General features: G+C 61.9%; 15 protein-coding genes. 11 read left to right on the top strand and 4 right to left on the bottom strand.

Annotated features, from left to right (window positions below):
• Positions 1-7: 7 nt before the first annotated feature.
• The 11 genes from urtA to LXM94_RS04595 all read left to right on the top strand — a co-directional run bounded on the left by urtA (position 8) and on the right by LXM94_RS04595 (position 9070).
• Positions 8-1270 (top strand): urea ABC transporter substrate-binding protein, encoded by a 1263-nt coding sequence (urtA, locus tag LXM94_RS04645; protein WP_235769974.1) that lies wholly within the window; start codon positions 8-10, stop codon positions 1268-1270.
• An 82-nt stretch (positions 1271-1352) separates the two neighbouring features.
• A complete protein-coding gene (gene urtB, locus LXM94_RS04640) occupies positions 1353-2279 on the top strand; it encodes an urea ABC transporter permease subunit UrtB (protein WP_235769973.1) in 927 nt (308 codons plus the stop codon).
• Positions 2280-2291: 12 nt separating this feature from the next.
• Positions 2292-3425, top strand: a complete 1134-nt coding sequence (urtC, locus tag LXM94_RS04635; RefSeq protein WP_235769972.1) for an urea ABC transporter permease subunit UrtC — start codon at positions 2292-2294, stop codon at positions 3423-3425.
• Between the two features lie 12 nt (positions 3426-3437).
• A complete protein-coding gene (gene urtD / locus LXM94_RS04630; RefSeq protein WP_235769970.1) occupies positions 3438-4190 on the top strand; it encodes an urea ABC transporter ATP-binding protein UrtD in 753 nt (250 codons plus the stop codon).
• Between the two features lie 11 nt (positions 4191-4201).
• Positions 4202-4891: an urea ABC transporter ATP-binding subunit UrtE gene (gene urtE / locus LXM94_RS04625; protein WP_235769968.1), complete on the top strand. Its 690-nt coding sequence runs from the start codon at positions 4202-4204 to the stop codon at positions 4889-4891.
• A 64-nt stretch (positions 4892-4955) separates the two neighbouring features.
• Positions 4956-6188, top strand: a complete 1233-nt coding sequence (gene fmdA, locus LXM94_RS04620; RefSeq protein WP_235769967.1) for a formamidase — start codon at positions 4956-4958, stop codon at positions 6186-6188.
• Positions 6189-6257: 69 nt separating this feature from the next.
• Positions 6258-6590, top strand: a complete 333-nt coding sequence (locus tag LXM94_RS04615; protein WP_235769966.1) for an FmdB family zinc ribbon protein — start codon at positions 6258-6260, stop codon at positions 6588-6590.
• A 347-nt stretch (positions 6591-6937) separates the two neighbouring features.
• The gene (locus tag LXM94_RS04610; RefSeq protein WP_235770040.1) at positions 6938-7147 is read left to right on the top strand and encodes a cold-shock protein; all 210 of its coding nucleotides are present in this window, start codon (positions 6938-6940) and stop codon (positions 7145-7147) included.
• Positions 7148-7275: 128 nt separating this feature from the next.
• Positions 7276-7500 (top strand): hypothetical protein, encoded by a 225-nt coding sequence (locus LXM94_RS04605; protein ID WP_235769965.1) that lies wholly within the window; start codon positions 7276-7278, stop codon positions 7498-7500.
• Between the two features lie 33 nt (positions 7501-7533).
• Positions 7534-7914 carry a DUF6481 family protein gene (locus LXM94_RS04600; RefSeq protein ID WP_235769964.1) on the top strand — a complete coding sequence of 127 codons (381 nt, stop codon included), beginning with the start codon at positions 7534-7536 and terminating at the stop codon, positions 7912-7914.
• 112 nt (positions 7915-8026) lie between these two features.
• Positions 8027-9070: a fatty acid desaturase gene (locus LXM94_RS04595; protein WP_235769963.1), complete on the top strand. Its 1044-nt coding sequence runs from the start codon at positions 8027-8029 to the stop codon at positions 9068-9070.
• Positions 9071-9339: 269 nt separating this feature from the next.
• Here the strand turns inward: LXM94_RS04595 and LXM94_RS04590 are convergent, their stop codons facing one another.
• From LXM94_RS04590 to LXM94_RS04575, 4 genes are read right to left on the bottom strand one after another with little or no spacing between them, the layout of a single operon-like run.
• The gene (locus LXM94_RS04590) at positions 9340-9507 is read right to left on the bottom strand and encodes a hypothetical protein (protein WP_235769962.1); all 168 of its coding nucleotides are present in this window, start codon (positions 9505-9507) and stop codon (positions 9340-9342) included.
• A gap of 1 nt (position 9508) precedes the next feature.
• Positions 9509-10873, bottom strand: coding sequence for an amidase (locus LXM94_RS04585; protein ID WP_235769961.1), 1365 nt, complete (start codon positions 10871-10873; stop codon positions 9509-9511).
• On the bottom strand, positions 10863-12281 hold the full coding sequence (locus tag LXM94_RS04580; RefSeq protein WP_235769960.1) for a TRAP transporter large permease: 1419 nt from the start codon (positions 12279-12281) through the stop codon (positions 10863-10865). Before LXM94_RS04580 ends, LXM94_RS04585 begins: the two co-directional genes overlap by 11 nt.
• On the bottom strand, positions 12278-12859 hold the full coding sequence (locus LXM94_RS04575) for a TRAP transporter small permease subunit (protein ID WP_235769959.1): 582 nt from the start codon (positions 12857-12859) through the stop codon (positions 12278-12280). The genes LXM94_RS04580 and LXM94_RS04575 overlap by 4 nt, the downstream gene beginning before the upstream one ends.
• Positions 12860-12932 lie beyond the last annotated feature (73 nt).

Genomic DNA, 12932 nt, shown 5'->3' with positions numbered 1-12932 from the left:
CTCTGCCATGAAGGACGAACCATCGAAAAAACCGATGCCCGTGACCCGCAGGACGCTGCTGGCGGGTATTGCCGCAATGCCCTTGCTCACCATGGGCGGTGCGCCGGTTCTGGCCGCCGACTATCCCACTGCCGCCGTCAACACGACCGGGCTCGCCGTCACGGACGACACCGTCAAGGTGGGCATCCTGCATTCCGTCACCGGGACGATGGCGATCAGCGAAACCGGCTCGGTTCAGGCGGAGAAGCTGGCAATCGAGCAGATCAACGCCGCGGGCGGCGTGCTCGGCCGCAAGATCGAATTCATCCAGGAAGACGGTGCCTCCGATTGGCCAACCTTCGCGGAGAAGGCGAAGAAGCTGCTGGTCCAGGACAAGGCCGCCGCCGTCTTCGGCTGCTGGACGTCCGCCTCGCGCAAGGCCGTGCTGCCGGTCTTCGAGCAGTATAACGGCATGCTCTATTACCCGACCTTCTACGAAGGCCTCGAGGAAAGCCCGAACGTGATTTACACGGGGCAGGAGGCAACCCAGCAGATCCTGGCCGGGATCGATTGGGTGGTGAAGGAAAAAGGCGCCAAGTCCTTCTACCTCCTCGGCTCCGACTATATCTGGCCGCGCACCTCCAACAAGATCGCCCGCAAGCATATCGAGAAGCTGGGTCTTGAGGTGGTGGGCGAGGAATACTATCCGCTCGGCCACACCCAGTTCAACTCGGTGATCAACAAGATCAAGCTGAAGAAGCCCGACGTCATCTACGCGATCATTGTCGGCGGTTCCAACGTCGCCTTCTACAAGCAGCTGAAGGCGGCCGGCATCGACCTTTCAAAGGAGAAGCCGCTGCTGCTGACGATCTCCGTGACGGAGGACGAGATCCTCGGCATCGGCGGTGAGAACATGACCGGCGCCTATGCCATGATGAAGTACTTCCAGAGCCTTGAGAACGACAACAACAAGCAGTTCGTCGCCGCCTTCAAGAAGATGTGGGGCGACAGCATCGTCATCGGTGACGTGACCCAGGCGGCCTATCTCGGCCCCTGGCTGTGGAAGGCGGCCGTCGAGAAGGCCGGCTCCTTCGACATCGACAAGGTGAAGGCCGCGTCTCCGGGCATCGAACTGACCACCGCGCCGGAAGGCTACGTCAAGATTCACGAGAACCATCACCTCTGGTCGAAGGCGCGTGTCGGCCTCGCCCAGCCCGACGGCCAGTACAAGGTGGTCTACGAGACGTCCGACCTGATGGAACCCGACCCGTTCCCCGAAGGCTATCAATAAGCCTTTCCTGGCGCTGTCCCGCCCGCCAGGCAGGGCAGCGCCCCTTTCCTTCCCCTCCCGAATTGCGAATGGCGAGGCCGCGATGATTGGCGACTATACCTTTGGTGAGTTCACTTCGATTTTGGCCATGCAGGGTTTCGCAGGCCTCAGCCTGTTTTCCGTCTTCGTGCTGATGGCGCTCGGTCTTGCCATCATCTTCGGCCAGATGGGCGTCATCAACATGGCTCATGGCGAGTTCATGATCCTCGGGGCCTATGTCACCTATCTCTGTTCCCATCTGGTCACGGAATATGTGCCGGTGCTGTTTCCGGTCTATTTCTTCGCGGCCATGGCACTGGCCTTCTGTGCCTCCTTTGCACTCGGCGTATTGGTGGAATGGAGCTTCATCCGCCATCTCTATCGCCGGCCGCTCGACACGCTTCTGGCGACCTGGGGACTGTCCCTGATCCTGCAGCAGGTCTACCGTTCGGTCTTCGGTGCCCGCGAGGTCGGCGTTACGCTGCCTGACTGGATGATGGGATCGGTCGCACTGACCGACATGATCGAAATCCCGATCAACGGCCTGTTCGTCATGGGCCTGACGATCCTGATCGCCTTTGCCGTCTATCTGATGATGACGCGGTCCATCTTCGGCAAGCAGGTGCGTGCCGTGCTGCAGAACCGGGTGATGGCCGGCGCGGTCGGCATAGATACCAAGCGGGTCGACCGCATGACCTTCGGGCTCGGCTGCGGCATTGCCGGAATCGCCGGTTCCGCCTTCACGATGATCGGCTCGACCGGGCCGACCGCAGGCCAGCTCTACATCGTCGACACCTTCCTGGTGGTCGTGTTCGGCGGCGCCGGCAGCCTGATCGGCACGATCGCGTCGGCCTTCACCATCTCTCAGGCGCAATCGACGATGGAATTCTTCATGAGCGGCTCCATGGCAAAGGTTCTTACGCTGCTGACCGTCGTCGGCATCCTGATGCTGCGCCCGCAGGGCCTTTTCACACTCAACATCCGCCGCTGAGGAGTACCACCGATGCTCTCCGACACCTTTCTTTTCAAGCAACGCGAATGGCTGGCTTTTGTCATTCTTGCTGCAATCATCCTGATCGTCCTGCCAGCGAGCGTCGATGTCTTCCGGCTGAATCTGGTCGGCAAATATCTGACCTATGCCTTTGTGGCATTGGGGCTTGTGCTCTGCTGGGGACTTGGCGGCATCCTGAGCCTCGGCCAAGGGATATTCTTCGGCCTCGGCGGCTACTGCATGGCGATGTTTCTGAAGCTTGAGGCGTCCACGCCGGAGGCGACGAAGATCCAGTCGACGCCGGGCATTCCCGATTTCATGGACTGGAACCAGGTGACCGAACTGCCCTTCTGGTGGCAGCCGTTCCATTCCCTGGGGTTCACGCTCATCGCAATCCTGGCCGTGCCGGTGCTGTTTGCCTATGTCATCGGTGCAGCCATGTTCAAGCGACGGGTCGGCGGGGTCTACTTCGCCATCATCACTCAGGCGATCGCGGCCATCCTCACCATCCTGATCATCGGTCAGCAGGGGTATACCGGCGGCGTCAACGGCATTACCGACCTGCGCACGCTGCTCGGCTGGGACATCCGCACCGACGCCGCCAAAGTCGTCCTTTATTTCGTCAATGCAGTGCTGCTGATCGCATGCCTGGTCCTCGCCCAGCTGGTCAGGAAGTCCAAGTTCGGCCGCCTCCTGGTTGCGATGCGCGACCGCGAGGACCGCGTGCGTTTTTCCGGTTATGACGTGTCGAACTTCAAGATCTTCATCTTCTGCCTGGCCGCCGCCTTCTCGGCCGTCGGCGGGGCGATGTTCACGCTGCAGGTCGGCTTCATGTCGCCCTCCTTCGTCGGAATCGTGCCATCGATCGAAATGGTGATCTTCTGCGCGGTCGGCGGCCGCCTGTCGCTGTTCGGCGCCGTCTATGGCGCGCTGCTCGTCAACTTCGCCAAAACCAGTTTCTCCGAAAGTTTCCCCGAACTCTGGCTGTTTGCCATGGGCGGGCTGTTCATCGCAGTGGTCATGGCCTTCCCCCTCGGGCTTGCCGGGGTAATCCGCGAACACGTCGAGCCGGCGCTATTGAGGGTCACCAGGCGTCTGGTCCTGCAGCGCGGCAGTGCCGTGGCCGCCTCCTCCTCTTCGCAGTGAAAGGCCATCGCCATGGACCCGAACGCACCTGCCGATTTCCTTCTGAGCGTCGAAAGGCTCACGGTCTCCTTCGACGGTTTCAAGGCGGTCAATGACCTTTCCTTCTATGTCGATGAAAACGAGATTCGCGTGATCATCGGTCCAAACGGCGCCGGAAAGACGACCGTGCTCGATCTGATCTGCGGGCGCACCCGGCCCACCGAAGGTTCCATCCGCTTCAAGGGAGAGGAACTGACCGGGATGCGGGAACACGAGATTGTCCATGCCGGGGTCGGCCGCAAGTTCCAGAACCCGTCGATCTATGAGGATCTGACGGTGTTCGAGAACCTCGAGCTTTCCTTTCCGCGGGGCCGCAATGTGTTCGGCGCGCTCTTCTTCCGCCGCGACGCCGAAGTGCGCGACCGGGTCGAGGAGGTTGCCGAGATGATCTTCCTGAAGGATCACCTGAACACCGAGGCGGCGATCCTCAGCCACGGACAGAAGCAATGGCTGGAGATCGGCATGCTTCTGATCCAGAGCCCCAAGCTCCTGATGCTGGACGAACCCGTCGCAGGCATGAGCATCGCCGAGCGCAGGAAGACCGCGGAACTCCTGAACACCATCATCCGCAACCAGTCGGTGATCGTGATCGAGCACGACATGAAATTCGTCGAGGACATCGCCCACCGGGTGACCGTGCTCCATCAGGGACGGGTGCTCTCCGAGGGTTCGATGGAGCGCGTCAAGAACGACCCGAAGGTCGTTGAAGTCTATCTCGGGCACTAGGAGGCATCGCCATGCTCTCAGTCGAAAACCTCCATGTCGCCTATGGCCAGAGCGAGGTCATCCACGGCCTCGACCTCACCATCGCGCCCGGTGAAATCGTCGCCGTCATGGGCCGCAACGGCATGGGCAAGACCACGCTGATGAAATCGCTGATCGGCATCGTGCCGTCGAGCCGGGGCGTCATCCGCATCGGCGACCGGCCGATCGAAATGCTCGAAAGCTACCAGCGCGTCGGCGCGGGCCTCTCCTACGTGCCGCAGGGGCGGATGATCTTCTCCGCCATGACAGTCACCGAGAATATCGAAACAGGTCTCACCGTGACGGGCGAAAGGACCGTGCCCGATCATATCTACGAACTGTTCCCGGTGCTGCTGGAGATGAAAAGCCGACGCGGCGGCAATCTCTCAGGCGGACAGCAACAGCAATTGGCGATCGCCAGAGCGCTGGCTTCCAGGCCGAAGGTGCTGATCCTCGACGAGCCGACCGAAGGCATCCAGCCGTCGATCATCAAGGAGATGGCCCGCACGCTCTGCCGCATCCGCGACGAGATGGGACTGTCCATCCTCGTTTCCGAGCAGGTGCTGAGCTTCGCTCTCGATATGGCCGACCGGGTCCTGGTCATCGAAAAGGGCCAGATCGTCCACGAGGCGCCGCGCGCGGGTATCGATGAAGAAAAGGTCTCCGCCTTTCTCTCCGTCTGACCGCATTCCTGCCCGATCCCATTCGTCAAGCAACGCCATTCATCAAACCAGGAAGGAGAACGGCATGCCCGATACCCTCATAAAGGTGGATCTCAGCGAGTCCGCCTACGGCAACGAAAAAATCCACAACCGCTGGCATCCCGATATTCCGATGGCATGCTGGGTCGAACCCGGCGACGATTTCCGCGTCGAGACGTATGACTGGACCGGCGGCCAGATCAAGAATGACGACGATGCCTCCGACGTGCGCGACGTCGATCTCTCGCAGGTCCACTTCCTGTCCGGCCCGATCGGCGTGAAGGGTGCCGAGCCCGGCGACCTGCTGGTGGTCGACATCCTTGACATCGGCGCCTTCGACAACAGCCTGTGGGGCTTCAACGGCTTCTTCTCCAAGAAGAACGGCGGCGGCTTCCTGACCGAGCATTTCCCGGAAGCGCAGAAGTCGATCTGGGACTTCCATGGCATGTTCACGTCCTCGCGCCATGTGCCGGGCGTCAAATATGCCGGCCTCATCCATCCAGGCCTGATCGGTTGCCTGCCGGACCGCAAGATGCTCGATCTGTGGAATACCCGCGAAAAGACGCTGTTCGACACCGATCCGGCGCGCATTCCCGCGCTCGCCACCCTGCCGGACGGCGGCCCGACCGCGCATATGGGCGCCCTCAAAGGCGAAGCCCGCGACAAGGCGGCCGCCGAGGGTGCTCGCACGGTCCCGCCGCGCGAACACGGCGGCAATTGTGACATCAAGGACCTCTCGCGCGGCTCGAAGATCTATTTCCCGGTCTATGTCGACGGAGCCGGCCTTTCCATGGGCGACCTGCATTTCAGCCAGGGCGACGGCGAGATCACCTTCTGCGGCGCCATCGAGATGGCGGGGTGGCTGCATATCAAGGTATCGCTGATCAAGGACGGCATGGCCAGATACGGGATCAAGAACCCGATCTTCCGGCCCTCGCCGATCACGCCGAAATACGACGACTACCTGATCTTCGAGGGCATTTCCGTCGACGAGGGCGGCACACAGCACTATCTCGACGTGCATATCGCCTACCGTCAGGCCTGCCTGAACGCCATCGAATACATGACCAAGTTCGGTTATAGCCGCGCCCAGGCCTATGCCATCCTTGGCACGGCGCCGGTCCAGGGCCACATCTCCGGCGTGGTGGACATCCCCAACGCCTGCGCCACTCTGTGGCTGCCGCTCGACATCTTCGAGTTCGACATGAAGCCCGGCGCCGACGGTCCGACCAAATTCCTCGACGGCAGGGTCAACGTGCCGCTTGCACCCGATTTGTGATCATCGAAGACGACCGGGGCGGCCGTGCCGCCGCCCCGATTGTGCGCATCCCACGCTCCGGAGCCAGCCATGCCCTATTACGACTATCTCTGCGACGCCTGCGGCCCCTTCACCGAACTGCGCCCGATGGCGCGCTCGGCCGAGCGCTGCGACTGCCCGGCCTGCGGTACGCCGGCACCGCGCGCTTTCTTCACCACCCCCTTCTTGGCATCGATGGACAAGGGCGCGCGCGTGGCCCATGCGACCAACGAGAAGGCGGCGCACGAGCCCAAGACCTTGAAAAACCTTGGCCATGGCTCCGGATGTGGCTGCTGCAACGGCAAAGCGAAGCCCAAGGCGGTCTATCGCGCCGACGGGGCCAAGACCTTTCCCGCCGCACGACCCTGGATGATCAGCCACTGAATCAATGTCGCGCCATTCCTGTTGGAAAATCCCGCCTGCCGCGATGGACGACGGGCGTCGAGGAAGAATGCAGCTTCCGCGATCGCCGGCCCGCGCGTCCCGCAGGCAGACGTCCTCGCGATCAATGGCACGCCTCTACAACTTTTCGACGAGGCCACGCATGCGAAGAACTAATGGTTGACGACTCGGCGCGGGTGCGGTATTAGGAAGCGTCGAATTTGCTTGCTGAGCTTTGGTTATTGCGCGATTGGCACCGCGTCCTGAACGAACTTCCTTTCAAAATCGCTATCGTCATCCGCGGCGTCTTTGCGTGGCGGTCTCTCAATGTTGCTATGAAAGGGTTCATAATGATCACTGGCACAGTTAAATGGTTCAATTCCACCAAGGGCTTTGGCTTCATTCAGCCTGACAACGGAGATGCGGACGCGTTCGTCCACATCTCCGCCGTCGAGCGCGCAGGCATGCGCGAACTCGTCGAAGGCCAGAAGATCGGCTTCGAGCTGGAGCGCGACAAGAAGTCGGGCAAAATGTCGGCCTGCAATCTCCAGGCTGCCTAAGCGGTATCTGCATTCCTTTGACCACGGATGTACTGGCACTGTCGAATGCACGTTACCCAAGCGAGGCCAGGCGATTCGCCTGGCTTTTTTGTTTCCGCTCGTTTGTCGAGCCCATCACCGGAACTCCCATGACAGAAAAATACAGCATATCGCGCCAGAAGGCCGAGATTGCGTTCAACAATATCCAGACCCAGTTCTTCGCGAAAGACAAGGCAGTCGAAGAGCTCGCCTCCATCGCCCAATCCCGTGAGGCCAAGACCTTGCGGCTTCGGGAAGCGCGCCTTGCCAAGGAACTGAAGGACCGCAAGTCAGCAACGTCCGCTCTCCTCGCCAAACGCGCCAGTGCAAACTGATCAGCGCTCCAACATCACAGTCAGGACCACGATTTGAAGAACGCCAGAGACAACCAGCTTTCCGACCGCCGAGCGGCAGCCGCCGAAGCGAAGACGGCTCTCCTGAATGCCTATCGCGCAGCACGCATCGCCGCTGAACCAACAGAAACGGCGCGCCAGGCGGAGCGAGCCGCCATCACCGCGGCGAGAGAAGAGCGGCGTCTTGGCCGCGAGCGTGTTAAGCTGGAGCAGCAGGCAAATGTCGAACGCGAAGCAGCTGAACGTCAGGCTGCCGCGCATGCTGCCGCATTGGCCGAGACGGACGCCCGCGAAAAAGCCGAGAAAGCGCGGGTGGCGCGCGTGATCGAAGATGAGGCAGCGCGAAAGAGCGCGCGCGATCTGCGCTACGCCAACCGGAAAGCCAGACGGGGATAGTGTCCCGGAAAGTGATATCGCAACCTTCCGCGAAGCCGTCCGCCTGCACGCCTGAACGCATCCACGTCGTTCCCCAGTCGAGCAGCTAAGAACAGAAAGATGCCTACTGCCAATGAATCCGACGAAAGCGATCGATCCCAACACCATCGATCTTGAGAAAGCCTGGCTCAAAACTCTGGCAGCCTACCGCGAGCCAAATGTCGGTCGAAGCCTGTTCGAACTGGTTGTGACCCTGGTTCCGTTTGCTGTTCTTTGGGCCGGCGCATGGGCCTCGATGCACTTCGGCTACTGGCTCGGCATGATCCTCATCGTTCCCGCGGCGGGCTTTCTTTTGCGCCTGTTCATGCTGCAACATGACTGCGGGCACGGCTCCTTCTTCGGCCGGCGCCGTTTCGACGACTGGACGGGCCGGGCGATCGGCGTGCTTACCTTGACACCCTACGACTATTGGCGCCGTGCCCATGCGGAGCACCACGCCTCGGCCGGCAACCTCGATGAGCGGGGCGTCGGCGACATCACGACGCTTACCGTCGCGGAATATGCGGCCTTGTCGCGCCGCGGAAAGCTCGGCTATCGTCTCTACCGGCACCCGCTGGTCATGTTCGGCATTGGCCCTGCCTGGCTCTTTCTCTTCAAGCAGAGGCTGCCGTTCGGCATGATGAACTCCGGCATGCTGCCGTGGGTTTCGACGATGGCAACGAACGTCGTCATCGTCGCACTCGCTGCCCTCCTCGTTTGGGCCGTTGGAATCGTTCCTTTCCTCGCGATCCATCTGCCGGTCGTGCTTCTGGCAGGATCGGCGGGCATATGGCTGTTCTACGTGCAGCACCAGTTCGAAGACACCCACTGGTCGAAGCCCCCCGAATGGACGTTCCAATACGCAGCCATGCACGGAGCCTCTCACTACGACTTGCCACGGCCGCTACGCTGGATGACGGGCAATATCGGCATGCATCATATCCATCACCTCTCAAGCCGCGTTCCCTTCTACAGGCTGCCGGAGGTTCTGCGCGACCATCCGGAACTTGCGGAAATGGGGCGCATCACGCTCAAGGACAGTTTGAGCTGTGTGAAGCTCATCCTCTGGGACGAGGCTTCACAACGGCTGGTGTCGCTGCAGGACGCGGAATCGCGATCACGTTCGGCCGCTGGATGAAAACGCCCGCCGTCGCTGCGCGGATAAGGCGGTGATATTGGTGCTCCATGCACAATGCACAGGCTGAGCGGAACCCTTCAAGGACATGTGGAGCGCGCCGCCGAGCCTTGTCATGTGTGCGCAAGACGAATTTGCCTCCTGCACGGCCAGCAGCAGTGACCGCCCCGACCTCGCCACCCATCCAGCCGACGCGGCATTAACGATACCGGTAGCGGTCTACTGATTGCAACGCCCAACGTTGCGGTGCCAGGCAACGCGCCTTCCGGCGCTCAATCGCCCTTTCCGTTCTGGCGATAGAGGAGGAAGTCGTAGGCGGCCATGCCGGTGACGAGGACGATGACCACGCCGAGGTCGAGGCGCGGGACGCGCCACAACAGGATAAACAGAAAGGCGGCCATCACGGCGAGCGCGAAGATGGCGAGTGCCTTGTTGCGCATGTCAGGTCTCCTCTTTCTGTCCGGCGATGAATTCCGACAACCAGCGAGCGGTGCGCAACAGGCGGCCGTCCTCGCCTTTGCGGCCGACGAGCTGCGCTCCCATCGGCAGGCCGTTTTCGTCTTCGAAGAACGGCAGCGTCACCGCCGGCAGGCCGCACAGGGTCCACAATCCGTTGAAGACCGGCGAGCCAGTCGAGGACAATCCGGCGGGCGCCGGACCCGTTGCAGGCGGTGTCAGCAGGACATCGCAGCGGCTGAAAATCTCGTCGAGCGCAGCACCATAGATGGAAGGCCAGTCGCGCGCGGCGAGATAATCGCGCGCCGAAATGCAAAGCCCCCTCTCGATCGCCTGGACGATCGTTTCCGAAAGCCCGGTTCTCTTCCGGCTGTAGCGGTCGTAGCACTTGGCCATCTCGGCGAAGTTGATCGTCTCGCGGATTTCGCCTGCGGCCGCAAAGGCCGGGGGCAAATCGGCCTCGAATGCCTGCTCGCCCAGACGCACTGCCAGTTCCTCCATTGCACCCTGCATCGCCGGCGTGGCCTTGCTCCAGAACGGCGTGCGTAGGAAAGCGAATATCGGAGGGACCGGCACGGCGGAGCGGGCCGCTTCGAGCAGTCGCGGATGCGGCATGGGCTGCGTCGCGCGATCCGCCGGATCGTCGCCGAAGAGAACCTCGGCGAGAAGGGCCGCGTCCGCTACGTTGCGGGCGAACACGCCGACCGTATCGAGCGACGGGGACTGCGTGAGGATGCCGGCGCGCGAAATCGCCCCGAAACTCGGCTTGAAGCCGACGATGCCACAATAGGAAGCCGGGCGGATGACGGAGCCGCCGGTCTGCGTGCCCACGGCAAGCGGCACCATGCCGGCGGCGACCGCTGCAGCCGAACCGGAGGACGAACCGCCCGGCGTGTGGCCGGCGTCGATCGGATTGCGCGTGTGCGACGGATGCAGGAAGGCGAGCTCGGTCGTGACAGTCTTGCCCATGATGACGGCGCCACCCGCCCTAAGACGACGCACGACTGCGGCGTCCTCGGCGGGAATGCGCCCGGCGTCGAGCACCGTTCCGTTCTCCGTCGGCATGCGCGCCGTGTCGATGATGTCCTTCAGGGCAACGGGAACACCATGCAGAGGACCGAGCGGCCGTCCCTTGGCGCGGTAGGCGTCGAGCGCCTGCGCCTGGGCCAGCACGTGCTCGCGGTCGAGATGCGCGAAGGCCCGTATGTCCGGCTCCCTTTCCGCCGTCCTGGCGAGGAACGCTTCCGCAACCTCGACGGCCTTGAGGGCGCCGCCGGCGATACGGTCCCGGATCGCCAATGCATCGAGGTCGGCGATCCCGCCGGTCGCAGCCGCAAGTCTAGCGTGCATAGAGCTGCTCCGGCAGGTAGAAGACGATCTGCGGGAAGGCATATATCAGCGCCATTGCGATGAAGACCATGCCGACATAGGGCATGACACCCGAGAAGATCTGCGTGAGCCGCACCTCCGGCGGCGCTATCCCTTTAAGATAATAGGCCGACATGGCCATGGGTGGCGTAAGGAAGGAAGTCTGCAGGTTGAGCGCCACGAGGATGCCGAAGAACAGCGGGTCAATGTTGAAGAGCACCAGGAGCGGCAGGAAGATCGGCACGAAGATGATGATGATCTCCGACCATTCGAGCGGCCAGCCGAGCAGGAAGATGATGAGCTGGGCGAGAAGCAGGAATTGGAACGGCGTTAAGTCGAGCGTCTGCACGAATTCCGAAATGATCTGCTCGCCGCCGAGATAGGAGAAGACCGAGGAGAACGTGTAGGAACCGACGAAGAGCCAGCAGACCATCGCCGTGGTGCGCACCGTCAGATACACGCTCTCGCGCAGCCGCTGCCAGGTCATCGCCCGATAGGCAACGGCGAGCACCATGCCGCCGAGCGCACCGATCGAGGCTGCTTCCGTCGGGGTGGCGAGGCCGAAGAGAATCGAACCGAGCACCGCGAGGATCAGGAAGGCGAGCGGGAAGAACGACGTGGCGATCATGAACAGCAGCTTGCCGAGTGGAACGTCCGGCACTTCTTCGGACGTCGGTCGCGGCGCGACCGACGGCTGGAGGATTGAGCGCGTCACCACATAGATCAGATAGAGGCTGACGAGCGTGAAACCCGGCAGCAGCGCGCCGGCATAGAGCTTGACGATGGAGACGCCGGAACTCGCCGCGTAGACGATCAGCATGATCGACGGCGGGATGAGGATGCCGAGCGTGCCGCCGGCGCAGATGATGCCCGAGGCGAAGGACTGGTCGTAGCGCGCCTTGAGCATGGCGGGTAGCGCCAACAGGCCCATCAGCGTCACCACGGCGCCGACGATGCCGGTCGCCGTCGCGAAGAGCGCGCAGGTAACAAGAGCCGCGACACCCATGGAGCCGGGCACGTTCTTGGAGGCGACGTTGAGCGTCGTGAACAGCCGGTCGACGATATTGGCGCGTTCGACGATGTAGCCCATGAAGAGGAAGAGGGGGACGGCCGTCAGCACCTCGTTCGACATGACCGTGTATGTCTGATTGATGAACAGGTCGAAGATCCGGTTGTTGACGAAACCTTCCAGCCAGAGGGACGTGCTGTCCCACCAACTCGCCGTCTCGTCGAGACGACCATAGGCGCGCCACATGCGACCGGCATCGAAATAGGCGTAGTAGCCGAAGGCGATACCGAGCGCCATGAGGTTGAAGGCGATCGGAAATCCGAGGAAGACGATGAAGATGAACAGACCCAGCATGAAGAGGGCCACCTGGGGATCGGTCATCGCTGCGGCTCCTGCTCGTGCTGGTGTTCCTGGATAAGGATCGTTTCGGTTTCCTCCACATCTGCTTCGGCCTCCAGCCAGTGGCCGGTGCGTATGCACAGCACACAGCGGAAAAGCTGGGCGATCCCCTGCACGAAGAGCAGGAGGCCCGCCGCGACAATGACCGTCTTGAACTGATAGATCGGAATGCCGGCGGGGCTGTTCACGCTCACTTCGCCATATTGCCAGGAGCGCGAGGCGTATTTCCAACCGGCGAAAACCAGTGCCGTAATGCCCGGAAAGAAGAAAATCAGGTAAAGGACGAAATCAACCTTCGCCTGCGTTCTGGGCTGCCAGAGACGATAGAGAAAGTCGCCGCGTACATGGCCGCCGCGCGACAACGTGTAGGCGCCGCCTATCATGAAAAGTGCGCCGTACATGATGAACGAGACGTCCAGCGCCCAGGGTGTCGGGCTGTTCAGCACATAGCGAACAAAGACCTCATAGGCGGTGCCGAAGGTCATAAGGACGATCAGCCATGCGAATGCCTTGCCGAACCACGCCGACAGTGCGTCTGCGAAACGGATGAAGGAAACCATCTGAGCCAACTTCTCTCTTGCCGAAAAGGCCCGGCGGGAAACTCCCGCCGGGCTCTGCATTGGGGTTTGTCGT

Source organism: Rhizobium alarense (assembly GCF_021555155.1).
GTDB classification, from domain to species: Bacteria; Pseudomonadota; Alphaproteobacteria; order Rhizobiales; family Rhizobiaceae; genus Rhizobium_D; species Rhizobium_D alarense.
This window is presented reverse-complemented; position numbering and strand designations above follow the sequence as displayed.